This window comes from Enterococcus olivae (genome assembly GCF_053760925.1).
The window spans coordinates 21,325-46,797 of sequence record NZ_JBSMVT010000013.1 but is presented as its reverse complement, the minus strand read 5'-3'; the positions used below and the strand labels follow the sequence as shown (position 1 = coordinate 46,797).

General features: G+C 42.2%; 19 protein-coding genes. 3 read left to right on the top strand and 16 right to left on the bottom strand.

The features are described from left to right. Nucleotides 1–171: 171 nt before the first annotated feature. From ACWODM_RS09590 to ACWODM_RS09550, 9 genes are all read right to left on the bottom strand, one after another. Entirely contained in the window at nucleotides 172–1,308 is a 1,137-nt protein-coding gene (locus ACWODM_RS09590; protein ID WP_455321164.1) for a mannitol-1-phosphate 5-dehydrogenase, read from the bottom strand. Between the two features lie 2 nt (nucleotides 1,309–1,310). After that, nucleotides 1,311–1,754, bottom strand: coding sequence for a PTS sugar transporter subunit IIA (locus ACWODM_RS09585; protein ID WP_455321163.1), 444 nt, complete (start codon nucleotides 1,752–1,754; stop codon nucleotides 1,311–1,313). Between the two features lie 58 nt (nucleotides 1,755–1,812). Next, the gene (locus ACWODM_RS09580) at nucleotides 1,813–3,882 is read right to left on the bottom strand and encodes a BglG family transcription antiterminator (protein WP_455321162.1); all 2,070 of its coding nucleotides are present in this window, start codon (nucleotides 3,880–3,882) and stop codon (nucleotides 1,813–1,815) included. Nucleotides 3,883–3,986: 104 nt separating this feature from the next. Continuing rightward, nucleotides 3,987–5,405: a PTS mannitol transporter subunit IICB gene (locus tag ACWODM_RS09575; RefSeq protein ID WP_455321161.1), complete on the bottom strand. Its 1,419-nt coding sequence runs from the start codon at nucleotides 5,403–5,405 to the stop codon at nucleotides 3,987–3,989. Between the two features lie 221 nt (nucleotides 5,406–5,626). Then, entirely contained in the window at nucleotides 5,627–7,306 is a 1,680-nt protein-coding gene (locus tag ACWODM_RS09570; RefSeq protein WP_455321160.1) for a ribonuclease J, read from the bottom strand. A gap of 516 nt (nucleotides 7,307–7,822) precedes the next feature. Further along, nucleotides 7,823–9,064, bottom strand: coding sequence for an MFS transporter (locus tag ACWODM_RS09565; RefSeq protein WP_455321159.1), 1,242 nt, complete (start codon nucleotides 9,062–9,064; stop codon nucleotides 7,823–7,825). Nucleotides 9,065–9,123: 59 nt separating this feature from the next. Beyond that, complete coding sequence (locus ACWODM_RS09560) at nucleotides 9,124–10,335, bottom strand: pyridoxal-phosphate-dependent aminotransferase family protein (RefSeq protein WP_455321158.1); 1,212 nt, start codon at nucleotides 10,333–10,335, stop codon at nucleotides 9,124–9,126. A gap of 171 nt (nucleotides 10,336–10,506) precedes the next feature. Further along, complete coding sequence (gene allC / locus ACWODM_RS09555; RefSeq protein WP_455321157.1) at nucleotides 10,507–11,736, bottom strand: allantoate deiminase; 1,230 nt, start codon at nucleotides 11,734–11,736, stop codon at nucleotides 10,507–10,509. A gap of 160 nt (nucleotides 11,737–11,896) precedes the next feature. Continuing rightward, nucleotides 11,897–13,147 (bottom strand): dicarboxylate/amino acid:cation symporter, encoded by a 1,251-nt coding sequence (locus ACWODM_RS09550; protein WP_455321156.1) that lies wholly within the window; start codon nucleotides 13,145–13,147, stop codon nucleotides 11,897–11,899. A gap of 512 nt (nucleotides 13,148–13,659) precedes the next feature. Here ACWODM_RS09550 and ACWODM_RS09545 point away from each other — a divergent pair. The 3 genes from ACWODM_RS09545 (at nucleotide 13,660) to ACWODM_RS09535 (ending at nucleotide 16,169) form a co-directional block, all read left to right on the top strand. Continuing rightward, nucleotides 13,660–15,273, top strand: coding sequence for a PucR family transcriptional regulator (locus tag ACWODM_RS09545; protein WP_455321155.1), 1,614 nt, complete (start codon nucleotides 13,660–13,662; stop codon nucleotides 15,271–15,273). Nucleotides 15,274–15,362: 89 nt separating this feature from the next. Further along, entirely contained in the window at nucleotides 15,363–15,617 is a 255-nt protein-coding gene (locus ACWODM_RS09540; RefSeq protein ID WP_455321154.1) for a hypothetical protein, read from the top strand. Then, on the top strand, nucleotides 15,618–16,169 hold the full coding sequence (locus tag ACWODM_RS09535) for a CPBP family intramembrane glutamic endopeptidase (protein ID WP_455321153.1): 552 nt from the start codon (nucleotides 15,618–15,620) through the stop codon (nucleotides 16,167–16,169). It abuts the gene before it with no gap. A gap of 88 nt (nucleotides 16,170–16,257) precedes the next feature. Here the strand turns inward: ACWODM_RS09535 and allB are convergent, their stop codons facing one another. The 7 genes from allB to fdrA all read right to left on the bottom strand — a co-directional run bounded on the left by allB (nucleotide 16,258) and on the right by fdrA (nucleotide 25,440). Continuing rightward, on the bottom strand, nucleotides 16,258–17,622 hold the full coding sequence (gene allB / locus ACWODM_RS09530; protein ID WP_455321152.1) for an allantoinase AllB: 1,365 nt from the start codon (nucleotides 17,620–17,622) through the stop codon (nucleotides 16,258–16,260). Between the two features lie 60 nt (nucleotides 17,623–17,682). Next, a complete protein-coding gene (locus ACWODM_RS09525) occupies nucleotides 17,683–18,693 on the bottom strand; it encodes an ABC transporter substrate-binding protein (RefSeq protein ID WP_455321151.1) in 1,011 nt (336 codons plus the stop codon). Between the two features lie 11 nt (nucleotides 18,694–18,704). Then, nucleotides 18,705–19,568 carry an ABC transporter permease gene (locus tag ACWODM_RS09520; protein ID WP_455321150.1) on the bottom strand — a complete coding sequence of 288 codons (864 nt, stop codon included), beginning with the start codon at nucleotides 19,566–19,568 and terminating at the stop codon, nucleotides 18,705–18,707. Continuing rightward, nucleotides 19,565–20,323 carry an ABC transporter ATP-binding protein gene (locus tag ACWODM_RS09515; protein ID WP_455321149.1) on the bottom strand — a complete coding sequence of 253 codons (759 nt, stop codon included), beginning with the start codon at nucleotides 20,321–20,323 and terminating at the stop codon, nucleotides 19,565–19,567. The genes ACWODM_RS09520 and ACWODM_RS09515 overlap by 4 nt, the downstream gene beginning before the upstream one ends. A gap of 333 nt (nucleotides 20,324–20,656) precedes the next feature. Next, nucleotides 20,657–21,589 carry a carbamate kinase gene (gene arcC / locus ACWODM_RS09510; protein ID WP_455321148.1) on the bottom strand — a complete coding sequence of 311 codons (933 nt, stop codon included), beginning with the start codon at nucleotides 21,587–21,589 and terminating at the stop codon, nucleotides 20,657–20,659. Nucleotides 21,590–21,617: 28 nt separating this feature from the next. Continuing rightward, the gene (locus tag ACWODM_RS09505; RefSeq protein ID WP_455321147.1) at nucleotides 21,618–22,439 is read right to left on the bottom strand and encodes a DUF2877 domain-containing protein; all 822 of its coding nucleotides are present in this window, start codon (nucleotides 22,437–22,439) and stop codon (nucleotides 21,618–21,620) included. Next, nucleotides 22,432–25,440 carry an acyl-CoA synthetase FdrA gene (fdrA, locus tag ACWODM_RS09500; RefSeq protein WP_455321146.1) on the bottom strand — a complete coding sequence of 1,003 codons (3,009 nt, stop codon included), beginning with the start codon at nucleotides 25,438–25,440 and terminating at the stop codon, nucleotides 22,432–22,434. The genes ACWODM_RS09505 and fdrA overlap by 8 nt, the downstream gene beginning before the upstream one ends. Nucleotides 25,441–25,473: the final 33 nt, after the last annotated feature.

Sequence of the window (25,473 nt, the reverse complement as noted above, 5' to 3'; positions counted from 1 at the left end):
TTTTTTAGGAAGATATTGCTCTTTATAAATTTTTTGAAATCCACAATCATCTCTATTGCCTCTTTTCGATTCTTATTAATCTCTTACAAAACAAAAGATTCTCTCTCAAATTTCCTATACCTAAGTATATCAAAAATTTAAGAGAAGAATCTTCCCTGTTTCTATGCTATTTTAAGCCAATAAATCTTGGATTTCTGCTAAAATTTCTTCGTCTTCTAAACTAGTTACGCTTCGAACCACCGTTTCTAAAGACTCTTCTGCTAAACGTTTTTGTAATTCTACGCTTTCTGCATCTTCTGGATCATTGTATTGTAGAATCATTGCTACAACCTCTAAAAGATGTTTGTAAGACAAGTCTCTTTCTTTTGCTTCACGAATCGGACGGATAAAACGTTCATCAAAGCCTAGTTTGCGGATTGGCGTACGCGCTACACGTGAGATATCATCGGAAATATAAGAATTCGCAAAACGATCAATGATTTTGTGGATATACTTATCATGAGCTTCTGCATCAAAATCCCATTTGGCAATCAACAATGCGCCTGTTTCTTGCAAAACTTCCTGAAGCTGATTTAACACTCGCTCATCTTGGATCGCTTCGCCAATCGTTTGATACCCATAAAAACTTCCAGTATAGGCAGTAGTTGCATGACCCGTGTTCACCGAGAATAGCTTACGTTCGATATAAGGCTCTAAATCGGCTACATAACCGACACCATCTAGACGAATATCTGTATTTTTACATTGGGTTTCGTCAACCAACCACTCACTGAAAGGCTCTACAGAGACAAACAATGGATCATCATGATGTTGGATCGGAACAATTCGGTCAACTGCCGCATTTGGAAAGCCTACGTACTTCTCTACATACGGTGTATCTTCTTCCGCTAGAAATCCCTGAACTTTAGAAAGTAAAAACTGACTACCGCCAATCATATTCTCACATGCAATCACATCTAAAGGTTGTTCTACCTTTGCTTCACGGCGTTTTTGAATACCTTTGGCAATCAATTCGGCAATAAAAGGTAAGATATTTGGTCCGATTGCAGTAGTCACTACATCAGCTGCAATAATTGCTTCGATGACTGCTTCTGGCTCTGTTTGATTGTTTAAACCATTGACATTACTTACCGCAATTCGTTCTTTTCCTTCACTGGCAAGCTCAATCTCATAGGCATTTCTTTCTTTTAACGCATCAATGATCGTGGTATTAATATCTACAAAATCAATCGAAAAACCGTTGTTGAACAAAATCTCACCAATAAATCCACGGCCGATATTTCCGGCACCAAAATGTACTGCTTTCATCTTTATTCTGCCTCCTCAAGCGATGCAATGATTTCTTCTACAGAAGTGGCATCGACTAATTTCACTACATTATCGACATCTGAACAGAAAATCGCGATTTTTTGCAGAATATCTAAATGTTCATTATCAATTCCAGCGATCCCAAAAACGACCATCGCTAATTTTTCTTCGTCTTCTCCTGCTGTACTGAAATCGACCCCTTGAGGAACCTGAATGATCGAGATCCCACTCTTCTTCACAAATTTTTTGGCTTCGTCTGTACCGTGAGGAATCGCAATGAAGTTACCCATATAGGTTGAGACCATTTCATTTCGTTCAATCATCGCATCCACATAGGCTTCGTCTACACAGCCCGCCTCCACAAGCAAACGCCCGCTTTCACGTATCGCCTCTTCTTTCGTTCCAAATGTTTGATTCAATAAAATCATATTTTTTTGTAGTTCCATGATTCTTCCCCCTCATTCGTATAAAAAATGAAAAATGTTTCGTTGATTTACATTTTACTTAAGTAGTAACATCCTCGATCTCTCTTATTTTATTGACAAAAAGAGCACTGATCAATTCATAGATGATTTCCTTAGACTCATTTTGATAAATTTCCATATTCAAATCACTTTCAATGACTGACGCACTGATCAATCCTAACAGTTGTTCTTCTGCAAGATTCATCGGTTCCGGTGCCAGCATCAGCAACATGCGCGTCAACGCCATCGGTTTACGATCCATTCCCATGATCGGCATCGTACGGCTAAGATCAAAAATCCCAAAATAAGGTCGTTTCACATAGGAATTCGCACTGTGAAATAAGGCAAAATTCGTATTGGGGATCCCAATCGGCGCTGTTTGATGTCTTTCTAGTACCAGTCTGCTGACTTCTTTCACATCTTCGACAATAACCCCTTCTAGCTCATCGATGACCGTATCAAGTGTATCTTTCAGTGTCTTTCCCGTTTGCACAGCTTTGACATCAAATTGTGTCAGCAGATCATTCCCCACCTTCATGATCTCATAAACTTGCTCAAAGGAGCCCTCTGATTCTTTAGCGACCAGTTTCGGTACAATTGTTTTCGATTCGAAGCGTTTTTCACGAATTTCCTGTTTGATCTTGCGGATCTCATCATCCAATAACAGCGGTGAGATCAATTTGTAAGGCAAAGCAAAATCCGGCAGAAAAATCGTAGAAAGAATCAAATCATACTCTTTAAAATCCAAATGGTTCATCTGAGACAGTTTAACGATTTTGATATGATCGATCTCAGGAATGTATTTTTTCAAACGACTTTCCAAAATCCGTGCTGTACCGATTCCACTTGAACACAAGACCAAGGTCGAGACTGCTTTTTTACCTGGATTTCTTTCAAGTGAAGCAGCAAAATGGATCACGATATACGCCAACTCATCATGAGAAAAATGCTCCTCGGGAAACAGCGTATGTAACGATTCCTGAATCGCTTTCGTTAGTTGCTGGTATTCAGTGAGCACTTTTTCCAGCAAAGGATTATTGGAGAACTGGACCATATTTCCCATCCGTTTGAAAGCCGCGGAAAGATGTGTCAGCAGATCGTAGTAAAGAGTATCATCCACCCGAAAATCTCCTTCGGTTTTCTTCGAGACCATTCTTATCAGCTCTCGGACCTGATAAGACAGTTCCACATCAAAACTTTCCAGAAAAATGTTTTGCGGCTTCTTGTAATTGACACCCTCTAGTTGACGTGCAAAAAACAGATACTCTTCTTTCGGCATCATCAATCCAGTTTCTTTTTTGATCTCTGACATGATCTGACTAGATAGCTTTAGCTCTCCAGAAGATGCCCGAGGATGACTCCCTTTCATCTCTAGAAAATAACCAGATTTTACGCGGTCGATCGATAACGCCAAGACTGTGACTACTTGCTGTACCTGATTGTCAGTCACTTCCAAAAACAACTCTTTCAATTTTTCCAAAATAATTTTTTTAGCAAAATAGAAAGAACTAGGTGTAATAAGGTTTAAGAAAAAATTGTTAGGCGGCTGCAGGTGACTTTCTGACAAATGTGAAAGGTAACTGAAAAACTCGTACTCACTAACACCGCTGTAGATCATATTTCCCAAAATTTGACGACGCTCGTATTCTCCGCCAATAATAATGATCCCTCGTGCTTTGCGACGTTCTAACTGCAGAGAGTATTCTTTTAAGCTTTCTTCAACGATTTGCAGGTCTGCATGGATCGTACTGGAACTGACCTCGAAGTCGACCGCTAATCCTTCGACCGTTTGCTCTTCATCAGCCAACAGCAAACTGGCAGCAAGAGCACTTTGTCTTTGGATATTATCCAAAGGAACACTTTCTTTATCCTGTACAAGTTTTTTGATTTCTGCCAACTGCTCGTCTTCACCGATCAATCGATAGCCTTTCCCTCTCGGTTTGACTAGCTGGACTTCAAAGGTTTTTAAGCTTTTTTCGATACTCGACATCTCGCGATACAAGGTCCGTTTACTGATTTGCAGAAGATCCTGCAGTTCGGACTGCGTGACCCCCTCCTTATACTCAATCAAGAGTTTTAGTATTTGTTTCTCACGATTGGAGAAATACAAGTGATTTCACCTCCAATATAAACGGGTAAAAGCAGTGAGTCTCCCCCACTGCTTTCTAGCTATCCCGTTTCAAGTCAATTAGCGAGTAGGTTGTTCCCGGAACGCTAGTTTTCTTCTTTCATTCGTTTAACGATCTCATCATAGCTTGGGCTATTCATGAAGTTTTCAACTGTCACAAACTCTGAAGATGGTGCTTTTTGTCGGGCACGTTCAACCAATTCGACCTGAGTAACGACCAGTGTATTCGGATCGTCTTTCAAGTTGTTGATCGCTGAGTTTGTCACAGGAACATCGACCCCTGCTTTTTTGATCATATTTCTTAGAACCGATGCACCCATCGCACTTGAACCCATTCCTGCGTCACAAGCAAAGATGATGCTGTTGATTTTTCCATAAGCAACTTCGTCTGTAGAAACTGCTGTAGCTTGTCCTTTGCTGGCTGCTTTGTCTGCTGCAACGGCTGCCTGTGTTTCAGCGAATTCATCGATTTCTTCTACTGAACGGTCAGATTTCAAAATAACCATCGCGATCAAGAAGGAAACGACTGCTCCGGCTAAGACCCCAGCAATTACTGGTAGGTAGGCTCCTCTAGGTGTCATTCCTAAGATAGCAATGATTGAACCTGGTGAAGCGGCTGCCTGTAGACCAGCGCCTAGTAGTTGGAAGAAGAAAGTACCTGAGATACCGCCTCCGATAACTGCTAAGAATAGAGCTGGTTTCATCATAACATATGGGAAGTAAATTTCATGGATCCCACCTAAAAACTGGATAATGATTGCACCTGGTGCAGAAGATTTTGCTGAACCTTTACCGAACAAAGTGAAGGCTAACAAGACACCCAAACCTGGTCCAGGGTTTGCTTCTAGTAAGAACAAGATCGATTTACCAGTTGCTAGAGACTGTTCTGCTCCTAGTGGTGTCAAAATACCATGGTTGATCGCATTGTTCAAGAATAAGATTTTTGCTGGTTCAATAAAGACATTTGCCAGTGGAAGTAAGTTCGCATTGACGATCGCCTCTACACCATTTCCCATCATTGTTGTCAATGAGGCAACAACTGGTCCGATCGCATAAAATCCTAAGACAGCTAATGCAAATCCAAGTAGTCCAGCTGAAAAGTTATTGACCAACATTTCAAATCCAGCACGAACCTTGTCGCTAAACATGTCATCAAATTTCTTGATGACCCAGCCACCTAATGGACCCATCATCATTGCACCGATAAACATTGGTACGTCCGCTCCGACGATAACCCCCATTGTTGCGATTGCCCCAACAACTGCTCCGCGTTGTCCGTGAACCATATGTCCACCTGTATAACCGATTAATAATGGTAATAAGTACTTGATCATTGGGTCAACTAGTGACGCTAGTTGTTCGTTTGGCAACCAACCTGTTCCAATAAATAACGCTGTAATAACACCCCACGCAATAAATGCGCCAATGTTTGGCATAACCATCCCACTAAGATAGCTTCCCAAACGCTGAACTTTGGCTTTGAATCCTTTTTTCTCTGTAGCCATTTCATTTCTCTCCTTCCAATAAATAAATAAATGCGTTTTCTTTTACACCCTTAGTGTAGTTCAATTTGACAGGGTTTTCAAACATTTCTATATAGAGGTTTGGCACAATCCTTTGTGCCAAATTTGGAGAGATTGAATAACACGAGTGCTACTGATTTCATAATTTTTAACTTCGAAAAAAAATAGGAAGAAACTACTTGTTAGAGTCTCTTCCCATGTCTTTATCTTCTTCTATTTCTTTTGCTGGATTCCATGATAACAGGTAAAATAACCGGACGTCTCTTCGTTTGTTCAAACAAATAGCGACTCAATTGTTCCCGAATATCCTGTTTTAATTTACTCCACTCAAAATCGTCTTGATGCAAATGCTTGTCAACAATTTTTTCGACCATCTCGCCGCCTTCGCGAATCAAATCACGGCTAGCTTTGACATAGACAAAACCACGAGAAGTAATCTGTGCTTTGGAAACGATGCGCTTTTCTCGGCGATTAATCGTCACCACCGCCACAAAAATACCATCCTCTGACAATACTTTGCGGTCTTTCAATACGATATTACCAATGTCACCGACGCCGATACCATCAACCATGACATTGTCTGCTGGGACAGAGCCTGCTGCTGTCAGTTCACCTTTATCATATTCCAAGATGTCTCCGCGAGCCGGGATAAAGATGTGATTCAACGGCAAACCAACTTCCTGTGCCAAGTTCGCATGCGCAGCCATCAGACGATATTCCCCTTGAATCGGGATAAAGTATTTTGGCTTCATCAAGTTGAGCATCAATTGTAGATCATTGGGACTTGCATGTCCTGAAACTCGCAGATTATCTGAAATATTTTTGACCGTTCCACCTGCACGATAAATGATGTCCTCTGTCTTCGCAACAAAGGTCTCCATAGCGATCGTTGGCGTGGTAGTGATATAAACCAGATCCCCTTCTTTGATCTTAAGGGTACGATGGGCGCCACTTGCCATGCGCTGCAAGGATTTGATAGGTTCTCCCATGCGTCCGGTTTCTAAAACGATCAGTTCCTCATCTGCACAATTTTTCATTTCTTTTTGTGTGATCAATAATGATTCATCGGGAATTTCCAATTTACCTAGCTTCATTGCTGTGCGAATGATGCGACCAAAGTCCTGACCTGTCAAAACGATTTTACGATTAGAACGATAGGCCGCATTGATCACTTGCTGAACACGCTGTAGATTACTTGCCACACAAGCCACAATGATGCGCCCGTCCCAATAACGAATCGTATCATAGACTTCTTCAGCGATTTGGGCTTCTGATGCCACTGTTGTAGGATTTTCCGCATTGCTGGAAGTACTCAACAAGGCTAGCACGCCCTCTTTTCCAATCTCAGCCAAACGACCAAAATCCGTTTGATACATGGGGATCGCTGCCTGGTCAAACTTGAAGTCACCGGTATAAACAATGTTTCCTTCCGTTGTTTTCAAGCAGATCCCTACAGAATCCGGAATGGTATGCGTTGTTGCAAAGAAACTGACCGTTGCCGATTCAAATTCAATTTCTGTTTTCACATCGATTACATGGAATTCTTTGAATTTTTTGGTTGCTTCGTGACGATGGACAGCCATTTTAGCCAGTTCAATCGTCAATTCTGTTCCAAAAACAGGCACTTGGATTTTTTCTAGAAAATACGGCAGTGCACCGATCGCATCCGCATGTCCATGAGTTAAAAATACTCCCGCCACACGGTCTGCATTGTCTTCTAGATACGTAAAGTCAGGAATCACTGTATCGATTCCTAATAATTCATTTTCAGGATAGCGCAGACCACAGTCTAGCACAAATATATCCTCTCCCACTTCAGCGATGTACATATTTTTTCCATTTTCACGCACACCACTTAGGGGGATAATTTTGATCTTACTCAAAATTTTCACCTCTCTAATCTATTCTATTCATTACTTCTATAAGTATGTATTGTCACTGTTCCACTGTACTGTTGGTTCTCTTTTTCCATTATACAACACAATGGCAAAAAATCGCAGTCTGACCTCAGCCTTACAAAAAGATTCTTATACAGTATAACACATCCCGCATTGTTGCAAAACATTCTCTACTTCTAAAAAAGCAGAGAAAAACTTTTTTAGTTACAACTTACAGTTGATTTTACCTAAGCTCCTCTGTAGACTCAACGCGTGACAACTGCTGTTTTCTTTTCATGTACAAAAATTTCTAAAAAATAGAAAGACTCCTTTGATCTGACGAATCCTTTATATTGGATTCTAGACACAACGACAACGTAAGCGCTGCTCTCCATTACGCTAAATAATCTCTTTCAATCATAAGTAGCTTTCGCACAAAATGACTGAAAGAGATGATTGATATTTAGTGAAGCTCTTCTACTAAAAGCGAGGGTGCAGGATCACCTTTTTAAGCTCCTCACACTACTTTTCTATTTCTTCAATTTTGATTTTTTTCACCATCGCACGATTGACTAGGTAAAATACTAGTGTTCCAACAAGAATGATCGCGATCGCCAGATAGAAACCATAGACTTTTGAGCCGGTCTTATCTGAAATGAAACCTGTCACTGTTGGAACGAGCACAGATGCGGACATTCCAAAGAAATTGAACACTCCATAAGTCGTCGCAATGTTTTGCCTTGGAGCGAATTGGCTCAACCAAGAAATAATGATCGGTTCCACCGCCAGTTTACCGAAGAAACCATAAGAGATAAAGCCAACCACCAAGAAAACCGGATGCGTCACATTCAGAGTCACAAATAAGATCACGGCTGCCAAAAGTTCTAATAAAATGATCAGACGAATCTTACTGTGAGGCATCTTATCTGCCAAACGACTAAAGATCAAGGCTCCAGGAATCGCCACAAAGAACACTAAGGCAGAGATCGTTCCAACGGTGTTGCTAGGAATACCTCTCTCTGTTTCCAAAAAATTCGGCAGCCAAGTATCAATCAAATAATACGTATACAACGTAGCAAAATAAAGAACATAAGCTGCAATCATCTGTGGCTTGAAAAAATCTTTGATCTTTGTTTGAGTCACTTCTTTGACTGGATCGATCTCCCCTTTAAACACCTCTGGACGAATAAACTTGAAGAAGACCACTAGCATCACAAGGATCAAAGCAATCGGTAGATAGAACATCGTCTGCCAAGAAATAATCCCTCCACCTACCAGTAAATTGGAGGAGATTAGACCGATCCCGCAGCCTAAAGCCGTCCCGCTATTCACGATAGCGGTCGCCATGCTGCGTTTTTCTGGTGGAACAAATTCGGTTGTCAAAGAATAGGCGACGCCATAATAGGTCCCACAGCCGATTCCCGCCAAGATACTGCCCAGATAGACCGTCATCAGCGTCTCGCCTGATGAAACCAGCAAAGCGCCTAGTCCAAATAGAATGAAACCGGGAATCAGAATCTTTCTTCTTCCTAATTTATCCACTAAAATCCCCGAAGGAATCTGCATAGCTGCATAACCTAAAAAATAAGAGCTGGAGATTTTACCAATCTGCGAATCTGTCGCTCCGCCAAAAAAGGCTTTGATCACAGGGTAAATCGGCGGAAATGTATCGCGATAGATCCAAATAACGACCCAGCCCGCTGTTAAAATAAAAATAATTTGTTTCCAGTAAGGAATCCCTGACTGGTTTCTGTTTTTTTCCACTACTTTTGACCTCGTTTGTTTAAAATAATACGGGTGACTGTTTAGATCACCCGAGTAAGTTATTTTGCTTGATAAACAGCCAGGGCTGCTTTGATTGCTTGTCCATGGTTAATGTCTGCACCGTAGAAAGACAAGGCACCTTCTAAGGCAGCGAGAACATGCAAGACGTTCTCATGACGGCTGCTGTAACCCATATTCCCGATACGCCAAACTTTCCCTTTTAAGTCACCAAAGGATGAAGCAATTTCCACGCCAAACTGATCCAACAATAGTTCACGTACCGCTTCACCGTCGATCCCTTCAGGAATCAGTACTGGTGTCACTGTTGGCATTTTGGTAGACAAATCACCGTAAAATCCTAGTCCCATCGCTTTGATCCCGGCCACGATCGCCTGATCATTTTGCTGATGGCGAGCATAAACTTTTTCCAACCCTTCATTGATGATCGAACGCAAGCCTTCATGCACGCCGTAGATCATCGTTGTTGCTTCAGTGTGATGGTTGATACGCTCCTCGCTCCAATAACGTTGAAGCTGACTTAGATCCAGATAGTTGCTGGAAATGTGGTTTTCGTTACGGTCGTCTTTACTCAAGCCCAGCTCTTTTTGATAACGTGAGTCTAAAACGGCTTCTACTCGATCATTGTATGTGATCAGTGACAAGCCAGAAGGAACACTGATACACTTTTGCGTACCGGCGATCGCAATATCGACACACCAATCGTCGACAGCGATCGGTACACCACCGTATGTGGCAACCATATCTACGACAAAGAAAATATCGTTAGCTCGGCAAAACGGACCGATCTCATCCAATTGCTGCATTTGTCCGTTAGCTGTTTCTCCGTGGATCATTGCCACGATTTTAGGTTGAAATTCTTTGATCGCTTCGATCACTTCTTGTTGATCAAAGGTTGACGTCCAGTCTTTTTCCAAGTACATAATCTCTGCTTTTGCACGTTCACAAATTTCTCCCAATAAGTAAGCAAACCGACCAAACGCCGGAATCAATACTTTATCTCCTGGTTCGATCAAAGCGATCAATGCTGCTTCAAGCCCTGAACGAGAAGTTCCGTCTACAGCAAAAGCATGTTTGTTTTTTGTGCCAAAAGGCAGTTTGATCATTTCTTTGACATTATCCATGATCGTTAGAAAGGCTGGATCAAACTGACCCAAAACTCTGGAACTCATTGCTTTCAAGGCAATCGGATTGGCTTCCACCGGTCCAGGTGTCATAATCGTTCTGTTTGGTATCACTAATTCTGAAAACATCTCTCATGTCCCTCATTTCTTTCAATTATTCTCAGTTTATTCTTTTCAGACTCTTTATTCAAATACTTTTGTCGATTTTTTGACAGTTGCTGCTACTTTGCCAAGCGTCCAACTAGACATCGTGTTGAGGCAAAGCCAGCTTTTCAGAAGAGGATCTTATCTTATGACGACCTACTCTTTGTAGGCCAATTCATAAAGAGTATGTGCCAATACTTTGACCCCTGCAATCAAATCCTCCTGCTCAGTCGCTTCGGCTGGATTGTGACTGATTCCTTTGATACTTGGCACAAAAATCATCGCTGACGGATAGTGCGGCGCAATGATTTGAGAATCATGACCGGCCCCACTGTGCATCAGTTTATAAGGAAGTTCGGCTGCTTGGGCTGCTTTTTCGACGGCTGCAACAACCGACTCATTCATTGGAACTGGTGCTTCATCCATCCATAGATCAATCTCTGCAGATAATTGGTGATCCTCAGCTACTTGATGAATCAATTTTTCCACGTCTTCCGTAAAAGCTTTTAACAGCTCTCCATCTGTATGACGACAGTCCATCGTAAACAAGACCTCACCGGGAACAACATTGACCGTATTTGGTTTGGGTTCTACCTTACCGAAAGTCACCACTAAGGGATCTCCTGCCTCAACGGCACGCTCGATGACCTCTGAACAAATTTTGGAAAAGCCATAAACGGCATCTTTTCGATAACCCATTGGTGTCGTTCCTGCATGGTTGGCTTCGCCTTTTAGAACGATCGTATAGCGTCTTTGTCCAGCAATATTATTGACCACACCGATTGACAGCTCTTCATTTTCCAGAACATTTCCTTGCTCGATATGGATCTCAACAAAGGCCTTGATATCCTCTCGTTTCGGTTGACTTTCGTCACGAAAATCAAATCCCTGACGTTGCATTTCAGAAACAAATTCTTTCCCTGCAAAATCAGCAATACCTTCTACGTCCTGACGCTTCGCTTCTCGAACGAAGTTTTTACTGCCCCAAAAAACAGTTGGAAAGCGGCTACCTTCTTCTTCTGCCATCGAGATAACTTCCAATGAACGCAAAGGCTGTCCATAAGTTTCAAGTAAGTAGCTGATTGCCACATAAGCCGCAACGATCCCATATTGACCGTCCAAATGTCCGCCATTGACGACCGTATCGATGTGTGAACCGGAGAGAATCGTTTCTTCTGGATATTTCGATCCTTGAATGCGACCAAAAAGATTGCCTACTGCATCAAAGGAGACCTCCATCTGGTTTTCTGTTAATCTTTTTTCTACAAATTTTTGAGCTGCCATCCACTCATCTGTATACAACAATCTGGTGATCCCGCCTGTCGGGTCACTACCGATTTGTGACAAAGATGCAATGTCTTCTGCTAAGTTTTTTTCTAGATCCATTCCGTCACTCTCCCTTTATCTTCTCTCATTCTAACCGTTTTCTAAAGGATTCGCATTGTCTATATCAGACAAATTCAAATGCATATTTGTACTTATAGACTATCTGAGCAATCAAATGACGAAAAAAACTGCACCTCAACAGGTACAGTTTCTTCAATCTTTATGCTGCTTTTTTCTCATTGTAAATATCGCGGTCAAAGGCATCGATACTATTGGCAACCAAGACGGAGACAAAGACATCGTTGTTGACATTCAAGAAGGTTCTGAACATTCCAGCAAACCAGTCTACTCCAATCAAGAGCGCGATCGATTCCAATGGAAGTCCCAATGAAGTTCCTAAGAATGTTGCCACGACTGCCGCACTGCCGGGAACAGTGATCGTTCCTAGCGTCAACATAACAGCCAGTCCGATACCAATCAGTAATTCAAGTGGTGCCAATTGTACGCCAGCACTTTGTTGCATGAAAACGATCATGACCACATAACACATCGCTGCGCCTGCACTCCCCATCGTCATACCAACACTCATAGTAAAGTTGGCCACGTCACGGCGCACGCCAAATTTTTCGATACAATCCTTCAAAGCTGTCGGGAAAGTGATCGCTGAACTGGTTGTTGTTAAAGCCATGATTGACATATCCACAAATTTCTTAGGTAAAAGAAGTGGATTGACCTGGCAACGAGCCGCAAGGACCAGCGCCATAAAGACCATCATTAGAATCACACCTACCAGTAAAATACCTAGATACTGGATCATAGGGAAAATGATTTGCAAGCCCGTCGTTCCAGCCACATTTGCCAATAAGCAAAAGACACCGATCGGCGCGACTTTCATGACCACTTGGATCACATTCAAGGTAATCGCATTGACTTCCTTGATCCCATCCAAAATAAGAGTACTTCCAGTATTTTTAACGAGAATATTCAAGCCTACTCCGAACAAAACAGAGAATATAATGATCGGAATCATATCGGCAGTAGCCATTGCTTGAAAAATATTCGTTGAGACAAAGTTCGTCAGCGTCTCTTGGAAACCCAATGCTTCCGGAGCTTCTACTGCAAGTGTTTCCACTGTTGACATCCCTTCACCTGGACGAATAAGAACAGCCATGAAGTAGCCTAGACCTGCGGCAATAAATGTAAAGAATAAGATCCATTTGAATGTGTTCATGCCCATTTTCAAGCCTAGTTTACTTGCTTCTTTCTCTCTAGCCATTTCACCGATCGCAGAGATCACGGAAGTCATGACCAACAATACGATCGACATTTGAATCAATCGAATGAAAATGTCCCCGATAAACTTTAGGTTTCCCGCCCAAGCGCCAGCTAGTACCCCAAAAACCATCCCACCGATTGTCGCAATAACCATCTGTGTGGTGGTTGATTTTGACAGAAATTTTAAAACTTTCATCTTTCCAACTCCTTTTTTGTTAGTTTTTATTATACTGACTTTTTTCTAAGAAAGAATTAGTCACAGAGAATGATATTCCATTCTTTTTTATTCAATCTAACCAATCGTTCCTGCCATTGGTCTGTCGAATAAAGATTGCTAACGACAGTAATAGCGCTTCAAAACAGGTCTGATCGAACTATCCATCATTGTGCCGGACAGCCAAAAGAATAGCCAGAAATTTGCTTGAAAAAGCCAGGCATTTCTTGGAAGGATCATCGTAGGAATGAATTTGTTCCCATTGGTTTTTAATAGGAATCCATAACACCTGCTTTCGTCGGCTGTCAGATCAATTTAAGCCTGAAATTTCAGTAAAGAATCACGGAGCAACGAATTGTCAAAATTTTCTATCTATTGAACAACTATTTCTTGTCAATCCTGTCATTCTGTAGTATAACTCTAGAAAAGAAGTCATTGTATCTATATACTAAAAAAACTTTTTTTTAGTGCATTCTGCATAAAGGAGGAGACTTATGAAACTTTACTCATTACTCAACGCAGATGAAACACATTATATTCAAGTGGCGAACAAGCAGGCGGATCTTTCAAAAAACGTGACCACTGTTGGAATGATGGAAGCCCCTGATATTAGCGATTTTTTGGTTGAAGGACAGTTACTGGTAACGACAGGCTTTCATTTTTATCAAAACATCCCTGCCCTTGTCGAATTGATCAAGGAAATGGATCGAAAAAAATGTGCGGCGATCGGGATCAAAGATCAACGCTATTTCTTTGAGATCCCTATAGAAGTCTTGCAGATTGCTGATCAACTACAATTCCCTGTTCTACTTCTACCGAAAGATACGGGACTTTCTGTAGTTGTACATGATCTACTTCATCGGATATTGGAATCTCAGTCCAACGCCCTTTCACGAATCATCGAAGCGACCAGTGAATTGTCTACTTTTATATTGGAAGAAGGACGCACCAATCTCTTTCTAGAGAAGATCTCTACCTTGATCAACAAGGAGCTCTTTTTGATCAATTCTCATTATGAAGTGACCTATGCCAGCAAAAATATCCAGTCACAGACAGAAACTCTAGGACTTGCTTTAAAAAATACCTTTACCGAGAATCTGTTGAATGTCTCTGAAACGCTGTTAGGCAGCGACCAAGAAAAAGTTGTCGCTTTATTCCCAGTCAATACAGATTTCAAATCGGAAGGTCTTTTTTTAGGCATATTGGATTATGAAGAAGGCAACAATGAGGCAAAGCTACTTTTGCAGCAGATTGTTAATCTCTTGGGCTTTTCTACCTTGCGCAGTTTGATCAACGAGGAGGCGAAACGTCAAATCAAGAATGATTTGCTGATCTCGATCGTCTCAAAAAGTATCGATCCTTCCGTCCTTTCGGAACAGCTACATCTTCAAGATATCAATACAGAGCTTCCGTCAAAATGTGCGATCGTTTCGATCAAACAAACAGAAGTGAAGACCTTGATCAGTTACAAAACGATCCGAATGACTCATGACTACATCAAATGGTTTCTCGATGAAACAAAACTGGATTATCAATTGTTCATCAATGGGGAAGAACTCGTCTTCATGCTGGCACAAGACCAGATGGATGTTGTTTTATTGAAAGACTTGCAAAATTTTCTTCAGAAACAATTTCAAGAGCAACTGATTTTTCTGATTGGTTATTCCCACAGCGCACTGCCTTTGACCCAGATATATACCTTGTTCAAAGAAGCCAGTGAAGCGCTGACCTTGATCCGTGACCATTCAAAAACGGCCCCTGTAGAATACCGTCCAAAGATTATTTCTGAGCTTTTACAGCTGATTCCAGAGACAGAACAGGCCAGTTACATCGAGGATAATCTGGCTGAACTCAGCAACCTTGAAAATGAATCAGAAAGAGAAGAGCTGATCGAGACACTGTATCAATATTTCTACCATTCTCGAGCGATCAACAAAGTGGCAAGCGCTCTGTTCCTTCATAGAAATACAGTCATCTACCGTCTGAAGAAAATCGAACAGATTCTTGCTGCTTCGCTGGATGATCCCGAAACCAGAATGCGTTTGATGTTGGCGGTCTTACTTTTAAGAAACGACGAACAGCTCGATCTTCCGTCAGCAGACTTGTAAAGACAATGTGGTAGCGAAAAAAATTGAATGATATATATTGTACACAAGGACTAGATACTCACTTAATAAAAATGAGAGAAGAGGTTTTTATGAACAAGATTCAAGAGACGAAATACTCGGACAAAAACTTAGCGAACAGAGCGCTCTTCCTTTTATTATTAAGACTGGTTTTAATTCTTCTTTTTTCAGTTATTTCTTGGTTCCTTTTGAAAATACTCGTCAATGACTCTGTCAAATTTCCTCCTGGAATGCTCTATGCCACCATCAGCTTGTTGCCAATGAATCTGATTTGTTTCACTGTTGTCAAAGGGATGATCGAGTCAGAGGGAGAATCACTGACCTAAATGGTAAAACCTCGTAAAAACAAACGCTGGCTAGATTTTTTACAGGGAATTTGTTGGCAGTTCCTTTTATTTATCCCCTTTATAGCGACTATCATGATAAGTGCCTGGTTCTTGTTTGGTAGCCAAATGTTTCAAGCATTTGAAACCATTTTTTACAATCCAGAAAATGAAATTCTGTTGAAACCGATCATGATGCTTTTTTTAGGGATTTTCACAGTTTTTACCTTCGCTCCCATCAATGCGCCTACAGAAGAATTGATTTTTCGTGGCTATGTACAAACACGACTAGCAAAAAAATTTCCCGTCTCACTGGCGATTCTTCTTTCTTCATTGGCTTTTGGTTTTCAGCATATTTTCTTTGCCAGTAGTTTTTATGGAGCAATGATCTATTTTATGGCATTCACTGTGTGGGGCATTGGTTCTGGTATCATTGTTCACTTACAAAAAAGACTTTTTCCGGTAATCGTCGCACATTTTCTTGTAAATCTCCTTTCCACATTGCCAACGATCCTCTTTCCACTTTTGATTTTAACTGGAATCATCGATCTGTAGCCTTGATGCTGTCAACAAACCAAATGAGCCAGCCTAGACAGCAATCTTCTGCTGTCTAGGCTGGCTCTAAGTTTCTCATAAAATAAAATCAATCGTGGATCAATAATTGTCCTTCAGCCTGCGGCGCAAATCCGGTGGCTTCTTCGTAGACCGTCTGTCCTCTGAGGATCGATTGAACAGGCAGACCGGTTCCAGTCAGGCCTTCAAAAGCTGAAAATTTATTTTTATACTCTAAATCAGCTGCCTCGATCGTCCATTTCTTGTTAGGATCGATCACTACAAGATCGGCATCTTTGCCCACAGCCAAGATTCCTTTGTCTTTCAATTCAAACACCGTCGCTGCATTACCGGAAAGCAAGGCTGCTAATTTAGCCACTGGTAAACCACGCTTGACGACCCACTCATTGAACATCACTTGAACAGTACTTTGTACACCGCTGATGCCCCCCCATGGTGAAAAAATGCCTTGTTCTTCGTTTTCCTGCTTTTCATCCAGCTGACAAGGGGAATGATCACTAACGATCAGATCTAACGTACCATCCAATAGATACGACCATAATTGTTCAGAAGCCACTTTTTCTCTCAAAGGTGGTGCACACTTGAACTTCGGTCCTTGCTCTACTAAATCTTCATTCGAGAATACCAAATAATGGACACAGGTTTCTGCCGTCACACGAACGCCTCGTTGCTTCGCCTGCTTGATGATTTCGGCAACTTCCGGATGACTGACATGTACAATGTGGACACGCGTGCCGGTTTCTTCCGCCAAATGGATGACTGCCTCAACGGCGATCAATTCGGCTGAGACAGGACGTGCCGGCAAATAACGCTCTCTGTCTACAGCGCTTTTCAATGCCGCTTTCTCCAACTGATCGATGATCGAATAGTCCTCACAATGATAGCCTGACAATCCATCAAATTCTTTCAACACCAGCATACGGTCCCGAATCTCACCATAGCTCAATGAATCAAAATCATCGCCCACCGGTGAAATAAAACTCTTAAAGGCAAAAACCCCAGCTTCATTCAACTCTGGTAATGCTTCTCGGTTGTCATGCAACAATGCTCCCCAAAAACCATAATCTGTATAAGCTGACGGGTTGACTTTTTCTTCTTTGATGGCAAATAATTCCGCGGTCGACAAGGCTGGCGTATTTTGCAAAGGCATGTCCAAAATCGTAGTGGTCCCACCTTTGACAGCTGCTTTGGTACCATGAAGAAAGTCTTCGCGCCATTCAAATCCTGGATCATTGAAATGCACATGGGCATCGATCGCCCCAGGAAGAATCAGCTTCCCTTTGGCGTCGATCTTTCTTTTCACTGTAAACTCCTCCTGCTCTCCAGACGAACACAGCTGAACGATTTTTCCATCCTTTACAAAAATATCCTGTGCCAAAACTTTGTCCCCTACGACAACCTCGCCGCCAGAGATCAACAAATCATAATCTCGCATTATTTTCCCTCACTTACTTGAAAAAGAAGACTCGTTTGATCTCGAGTCCTCTTTTTCTTTTTATTTAGATAAAATATCTTCGATCGTGTATGAACTGAAATCAGGAATCTCATCAATACTGTCTGTTTCTAGCATGAATTCACTCATAGATTCTGCAGAGTTGATGAAGGCATCACTCCACTCGGTTGAATAATCATTTTTCAGCATGATCGCCAAACATTCATCCTCAGGAATATTGATTTTTTCAGCAACGATCGCTGCTGCTTCTTCAATATTCTCATTGATAAAATCAGTTGCTTGATCCAAGGCTTTCGCAAAGCCTACGACTGCTTCAGGGTGCTCTTCGTAAAATTTACCAGCAACCGAAGCTGTCATGAAGAAGTTCAAGTAATCAACATCGGTTTCTCCACCACCAAGATAGCTTTTCTTCCCAGTGAAGAGTACCGTTCCACCAGAGCTTTCTGCATTGCTAACCCATGGTTCCCAAACAGCGATCAGATCAACGTCTCCTCTTTCAAGCGCCGTCATTTGATCCGCTGCTTGCAAGTTAACAAATTCAAATGAATCATAGTCGATCCCTGTGTCTTCAGCAAAGCTTTGTAGAGCGATCAAAACACCTGAACCAGATGTTGCGCCGATTTTCAAGCCTTCAAGATCAGCCGGCTCGTTCACTTCCAAACCTTCACGTGCAATGATTGCCTGTGTATTCCCGGCATTCGCTAAAGGTAAGAAGATCGGTGCATCGACATCATTCGCTGCGACAGAAATATTGTTGTAGATCGAACCAAAGATAACATCCGCTTCTCCACTAGAAACCAGTGAAGCATTTTGGTCAGGTCCTGTCATCAAATTGTTTTCCACAGTCAAGCCTTGTTCTTCAAAAAAACCTTGATCTTCTGCAATGATCTGCTGTGCAGATACTTGCGGATCTAGTTCTCCGTAAGCTTTGATCGTGATCGCTTCAGATGAAGCTTCTTCTGATTCTGAGCCGGAGCTTGCGGTTGAACCTCCACCACATGCGCTCAATAATAATGCTGCTGCAACTCCCGATAATAACCATCTTTTTTTCATTTCTTTTCCCCCTATTTTTCGATTGCAGAATGAACACCATCGCGTTTCCATTTGAACAACAGTCGCTCAATGGTGGTTAAAACCCAAGTAAAGAAAGAGTACAATAAACCAATGATGATACAAGCCATAAACATATCATCTAGGTTGAACCAGTTTCTGGCATTAACGATGATGAATCCTAGGCCATTACTGGCTCCCATCATCTCAGCAACGATCAACGCTCCGAAAGCCAGTGCCAGACTGATTTTCATCCCAACAAATACATTAGGTAGTGCTGCTTTGATCAACACTTCTTTATACACTTGAAAATTCGTTGCTCCCAGACTTCTTACACTGCGGATCCAAACAGGATTGACATTCTTGATGCCGTCCACTGTATAAGTCAATACTGGTAAAAAGGTGGCATAGGCGATCAATAACACTTTGGATTGTTCACTGATCCCAAACCAGATCATAAAAATCGGTAAAAATGCGTAAACTGGAATCGGTCCTAGTAGATTCAAGATCGGCGAGATGATGTCATTGATCAATTTCACTGAACTCATGATCACACCCAAGACGACTCCTACAAGCGTTCCTAAAAGAAAGCCGGCGAAAACACGTCCGAGACTAGCCAGGATCGCTGAGGTCAGCACTCCGGATCGAATCCCATCAACTGTTGTTCCGAGAACTTGTGTCACGGAAGGTAAAAAGCGCGGATTAAATAGCTCTTTTGACTGATTCCAATCACTGAAGAGTTGCCAGATCAAGAAAAATACTAACAAGGCAGCAAATTGTCTCAGTCTTTGAAAGGTTTTCTCATCTAATTTAAAAGAAGTTTTCTTTTTTGAGAATGCCGTTTTTTTGGTTTCTTTGATTTCTTTTGTCATATTCATACAGCTTCTCCTTCTATATAATCGTCCTGTCGTTCAAGCAAAACATCCTCTAGCTCTTCTACTTTTGATAGAAATTCAATATCACGGGCATCTCTAGGTTTTGGCAAATGAATCTCTTCATTCTTAACGATCTGTCCTTTCTTTAGAACGATCACTCGGTCTGCCAAATAAACAGCTTCACTAACACTGTGCGTAATGAAGACGACTGTTTTTTTCGTCTCCTTCCAAATTTTCAGAATCTCGTCACGCATTTTCGTACGAGTCAAAGGATCCAACGCCCCTAAAGGCTCATCCATCAACAACAGATCAGGATTGGTCGCCAACGCTCTGGCAATCCCTACACGCTGTGCCATCCCCCCAGAGAGACTCGCTGGATAAAGATTTTCATAGCCTTTCAAACCAACTAGCTCGATTAGTTCCTGTGCGATTTTGTTTTTGTCTTTGTTTTTATTCAATTTGGGGCCCATTGCCACATTTTCTAGAACTGTACACCAAGGGAACAAACCATGTTCCTGAAAGACGACTCCTTTGTTTGCTGAAGGACCTATACTGCTTTGACCGTTCAGCAAGATATCTCCACGATCCGGCTTGATAAAACCAGCTAATAGATTTAATAAGGTTGACTTTCCGCCACCACTTTTCCCAACGATAACCACAAATTCATTTTCTTCGATTTTTAAATTCAGATCTTCCAACACATAATTTTCTGACCCGTCGTAAGATTTATATAGATGATTGATTTCCAACATACTCATCCAATCACTCCTTGTTTTAATGTAAGAACATACTCGTTTGACTAAAATCATTTGTCTGCTGCTTATTCGATGCTTGATCGAAATGGAAAGAAGCTTCCTGTTTCACTTTCCATCGATGAATCAAAATAGACGATCGAACTCCTAGGTTATATGTCATGTTTCCTTACATAAGATTTATGTTTTCTATCATATAGCTAAAAAAAGAGAAAGTCATTAGGCAAAATAACTAAAGGAATGATTTTATTCAGTTAAATAAGCCATAATCTCAGAAATAGCGTTATGTTTTATTATATATAAAAAGAGCGCTAAGCACTTTCGCTTAACACTCTTCTTTTAGCTATTGACAATGATCGTTCCGACATTCTCATGAATACATTCTAAGTTTTCAATCGATGTGATCACTGCTTTACGTCCGGCACGTCCCTTGACAAAGGCAACGGCTGCTTCGATCTTCGGTAACATACTGCCCGCAGCGAAATGACCTTCCTCTATATATTCCTCCGCTTGTGACACCGTGATCGTTTCCAAAGCCAACTGATCTGGTTGTCCGTAGCGAATGTAGATATTGTCTACTCCGGTTAGCAGGACCAAGCAATCAGCCTGCAAATCTTCCGCCATCGTTTTCGCTGAAAAATCTTTGTCGATCACTGCTTCAACACCGACATAATCACCGCCCTGCTTGACCACAGGGATTCCACCACCACCTGCACAAATCGTTAAAACATTCGCTTGGATCATTGCCTGGATCGCTTCCTTTTCCACGATTCGAACGGGCATTGGCGAAGCGACAACTTTTCGATAGCCACGACCAGCATCTTCTATAAAAACCGTTTTTTCTTTTGCTGCTGCAATTTGTGCTTCTTCCGCAGTAAAAAAAGGACCAATCGGTTTGCTGGGCTTTTCAAATGAAGGATCTTCTAAAGACACCTCGATCTGAGTGATCACGGAAGCGACCGGCTTACTTCGCTGTCTTTTCATAAACTCATTGTTCAACGCATTCTGTAACCAATAGCCCAGACTGCCTTGGGTCATGGCCACACAAGAATCCAAGTGCATGGGAGGATTTTTGACATCGCCTGCTTGTTGCTGCAATAGCAAATTTCCTACCTGAGGACCATTTCCGTGACAAAGAATCACTTCTTCACCGGTTTCTACAAAATCAACGATCCTTGTCGCAGCTTTTCTGATAAATTCTTTTTGACCCATATCTGTGGGATCTGTATCTAAAATGGCATTTCCACCTAAAGCAATCACATTTAAGCCCATGCTATGTCCTCCTTTTACCGCTTCTCTTTCAGGAAGAAACGCATGACGACCAAAGTGCTACTAACAGGCCGTAGCACAGATCATTCCCCGAAGAGTGTCCTATTTTTCTTATTTTTTGTATTCCTTGTCGGAGGACCTGCTCCTCTTTTTCCATTTGCACATCTACTAAAAGTTGATATAGCAAAGAATGACCATATCCTTTTAGCGAATAATACAGATACTCCTTGCTGATGTCCGTCGTGGATAACTCCGCCAGCGAAATCACTGAGATGAGTTGTCGTGCTTGCTCTGGACGAAGAATTTGAAGCATCACTAAATAAGCCACTACTAGATCATCGCCCGCCGGAGTCAACCCTTGACCACGACCGATGAAATAGGCTAAAATTTTTCGCCATTTTTCTAGTGACAACTCTTTTTGTTTCAATTGTTGAAGATAACTCTTTGCTTCGGTCAAAGACAGACCCACTGCTACTTCTAGATTCTCTTCCTCTAGCAAGTTTCTTAAGCGTTGCTGCTGGCTTTGAGTCAAGTGAAAATCTTTGATTTGTAATCTCTGAATTTCTACCTCTTGCCAATCGATTTTTTGAACACCTGCAGCGCTGTAGACCGCCAGACTGTTTTCTGCCAGTCGCACCAGATTTTCTTGCTGCAAATAAGGCTTCAATTGCTCAAACGCAGAGTGCGATAAGGACAAGCCAAAGCTCGCCAAGTATTCCTTGTAGGTACCGACATTCAACAATCGTTCGCCTATCTCTATGTTAAAAGACTGGTCAAACACGCTATGGATTTTCCCCATCCGCCCAAAACGGTGGATAGGGAAAATACCTTCGCTGATTCGTATCTTATTCAAAATCGATTCCTAATGCTTTTGCATACGCTTCTAGGGCATTTTCAAAGCATCCCAGCGGTGCACGAACGGTTCCAGCTCCTACTTGCCCGCGACCAGCCTCTTTGTGCGCGATTCCAGTATTGATCAATGGCGTGATCCCCGTCTCCACGACCTTACGAATATCGATTCCCAAACAGGTTCCTTTAAAATCCCAGGTTGGAATCGTAAAGGTCGGATTGTGACTCAAGCAGATCTGCGCCATTTCATTGGAGATGTCTAGCGCATCTTGGAAGCCTCCTGCTCCAACAAAACGGGTCACGCCTGGTGCGGCAACCATCGCCATACCACCAACTCCTACCGTTTCAGTGATGGCACTGTCACCGATGTCCGGATTGCCGTCTTCTTCAGAAAATCCTGTGAAATACAAACCTTTCGGCGTATTGACGGGCGCAAGATGCCACTGATCACCCGTTTCAGCGATCCGCACACCAAAATCTACACCATTCCGGGCCATGGTTGTGACCACGGTTCCTTTGGTTCCCTTTCGAGCCCCATCCATGATTGCTTTACCCGCTGCCATCATAATATTCAAAAAGAATTGATCGGTATCCGACAAGAATTTGATGACTTCATACTTTTCGTCCTCAGAAATCGCCAACGTGGTGATCAATGGCGCCATTTCCTTCAAGAAATTCAATGATGCGGCAATGTTTCGTTGATGGAATTCATCCCCCATCGTGATCGAACGAGCGATCAAGACATTAAGATTCAGCCCTTCGTCCGTTTTTTTCAAAGCCTTCGCTAACGTAGGACCCAAAACATTTTGCATCCAAGCTAAGCGATCCACAACTTCCTGAGAATAGGCACCAAATCGCAGCACTTTTCCGATGCCTTCATTCAAGATACAAAACGCACGGTTGCCGGTCAATCGATTTTCTACTACACTCATCGGCATGTTTGCAGAAGAGATTCCGCCCATTGGACCAACGGCCTGTACATGGTGACAAGGAATAAAAAGAACCTCGCCCTTTTCAAACAATTCTCGGGCAGCTTCTTCGTCTGTTGCCCAACCTTCAAACAATGCGGCACCAAGACAAGCGCCTTGCATTGGACGAGTCATCTCTGCCCATTCGATTGGAGGACCCGCATGAAGCAAGGTTTTCTGCGCTTCATTTAATTCCGGGATCACCGTTTTGGCAGGGACTACATCCACTAGGAAAGGCTGTGCATTTTGAATGTTATCAAGGACTTTTTGATTGTCGGCAGCGATCTGCTCTTCGTAGTCCTCCAAAGCATCTAAAATGCGAATCATTTTTTTGTTGCCGTTCGCCCGTGGTCGCCAATTGAACTGCTCAGATTGCCCACCATAAGCGAGGATCGATTCGTTGAAACTTTGCAAACCAATATTGATAACTCGTGGTTTTGTGTGCAATAATTCTAGGACTTTTTCACTTACTTCTGGAAGCTCGATCGTTGATCCTTCATAAGCAGTCACGCTTTTATCTTCTTCGGTAAACTCAATGCCTTTGAGTAGCAGTGCCAAACGCACAGCTTTGGCATTGCTTTCTTCAACAAACACGTCAGCGTCTTTCAAGCGTTGAACGGTCTCTTGATAACCTTGTGGATCTTTGGTAGTACCACAAACAGTCGCTACAAAGTAAAGTTCACGTCCGTCTGCTTTTGCGATTTGACGTGCTTCTTCGATTGACGGGATCAAAGCACTTGCCATATCTTCGTGTGCACCGTAGCCAATCACAACGTCAAACAAAACAATACCTGTCGCTGCGTCAGACGCATAGTCACGAATCTTGTTGATTCGTACTTCGGGATCGATCATCGGATGAGGTTTCCCTTGCGTATAAATATCATCCCCCAAGTCCATCACTTCGTAACCGTTGGATTTTAAAATGTATCCTTCTTTTTTGACCAGGCCTTCTAAGCCTAGTGCTTCAGAGATCAGCATCCCCGCCTCAGAAGCCAAAGTCCCTCCAGAATACAGACCTTTAACGACTTTATCTGCCGCTAATACTGGCACAGCAGGTTTTTCCATCGGTTCCAGATAGTTGGCTTTGACTGTTTCTTCGTTGGCCAAATCCACGGCGATCCGTGCAGTTTCTTCCAGCGTATGTGCCAAGTAAACTTTTCCTTCATGTGCCGTTGGTTTTTCTCCCAAGAAAATCGCAACGACTGGTTTAGAGATACTTTGCAACAATTGAACTACTTGATCGCGCACTTCTTTTGCAGGTGGCTTAGAGATAACACAGATCACATCTGTTGGCTCATGGTTTTCCAGAGCGACGATTGCATCCTTCATCGTGATCGCACCGACTTCATTACTAAGATCGCGTCCACCGGTTCCGATCGCATGAACGACCCCTCCGCCCAAGCGGTCGATGATCGTCGTCACTTCCTGAATTCCCGTTCCTGAAGCACCAACAACGCCGATATTGCCTGGCGAAACAACATTGGTAAAGGCAATCGGGATACTAGAAAGAATGCCAGTCCCACAATCCGGCCCCATCATCAATAAACCTTTTTCATGGGCAAGTTTCTTTAGGCGTACTTCGTCTTCGATCGGGATATTGTCTGTAAAAGAAAAAACATGAAGATCGTTTTTCAAGGCTTTTTCCATCTCTGCTGCCCCGTATTCTCCTGGAATACTAAATAAGGCTACGTTGGCATCTGGCAAGGCTTGTAGCGCTCCAGACCATGAAGTCGAAGCTGCTTTGGCTTCGGTATCGCTTTTGGCCGATAAATCACTCAAAAATTCATCAACTGCCGGCAAAACTTCATCCATGATCTCTGCTACTTGACTGTCAACAACGATCATCAAGTCATTGGCAGATGCGCCTTCTGCTTCGGAGGTCAATAAATTCGTGTTGCGTAAGATATCTTTGTTGGCGTCCGTCCCCATCATGATCTGACTCATTGCCACCTGTTCAAATTCATTGATTTTATTCGTCAGTAGCATCAAATTGATAGAATCTTGATAGTTATTTTTCAAAACAACGGTATGTAACATTTATTTTCCTCCTTTTATTTCCTCTTTATTGTA

Bases quoted from the DNA above. Each gene is read 5' to 3' on its own strand.
- ACWODM_RS09575 (WP_455321161.1), bottom strand. From the start codon at position 5,405: ATGGCTACAGAGAAAAAAGGATTCAAAGCCAAAGTTCAGCGTTTGGGA.
- ACWODM_RS09515 (WP_455321149.1), bottom strand. From the start codon at position 20,323: ATGAGTATGTTGGAAATCAATCATCTATATAAATCTTACGACGGGTCA.
- ACWODM_RS09560 (WP_455321158.1), bottom strand. From the start codon at position 10,335: ATGTTTTCAGAATTAGTGATACCAAACAGAACGATTATGACACCTGGA.
- ACWODM_RS09550 (WP_455321156.1), bottom strand. From the start codon at position 13,147: ATGAAAGTTTTAAAATTTCTGTCAAAATCAACCACCACACAGATGGTT.
- allC (WP_455321157.1), bottom strand. From the start codon at position 11,736: ATGGATCTAGAAAAAAACTTAGCAGAAGACATTGCATCTTTGTCACAA.
- ACWODM_RS09520 (WP_455321150.1), bottom strand. From the start codon at position 19,568: ATGAATATGACAAAAGAAATCAAAGAAACCAAAAAAACGGCATTCTCA.
- ACWODM_RS09540 (WP_455321154.1), top strand. From the start codon at position 15,363: ATGAACAAGATTCAAGAGACGAAATACTCGGACAAAAACTTAGCGAAC.
- ACWODM_RS09590 (WP_455321164.1), bottom strand. From the start codon at position 1,308: ATGAAAGCAGTACATTTTGGTGCCGGAAATATCGGCCGTGGATTTATT.
- allB (WP_455321152.1), bottom strand. From the start codon at position 17,622: ATGCGAGATTATGATTTGTTGATCTCTGGCGGCGAGGTTGTCGTAGGG.
- arcC (WP_455321148.1), bottom strand. From the start codon at position 21,589: ATGGGCTTAAATGTGATTGCTTTAGGTGGAAATGCCATTTTAGATACA.
- ACWODM_RS09525 (WP_455321151.1), bottom strand. From the start codon at position 18,693: ATGAAAAAAAGATGGTTATTATCGGGAGTTGCAGCAGCATTATTATTG.
- ACWODM_RS09585 (WP_455321163.1), bottom strand. From the start codon at position 1,754: ATGGAACTACAAAAAAATATGATTTTATTGAATCAAACATTTGGAACG.
- ACWODM_RS09545 (WP_455321155.1), top strand. From the start codon at position 13,660: ATGAAACTTTACTCATTACTCAACGCAGATGAAACACATTATATTCAA.
- ACWODM_RS09535 (WP_455321153.1), top strand. From the start codon at position 15,618: ATGGTAAAACCTCGTAAAAACAAACGCTGGCTAGATTTTTTACAGGGA.
- fdrA (WP_455321146.1), bottom strand. From the start codon at position 25,440: ATGTTACATACCGTTGTTTTGAAAAATAACTATCAAGATTCTATCAAT.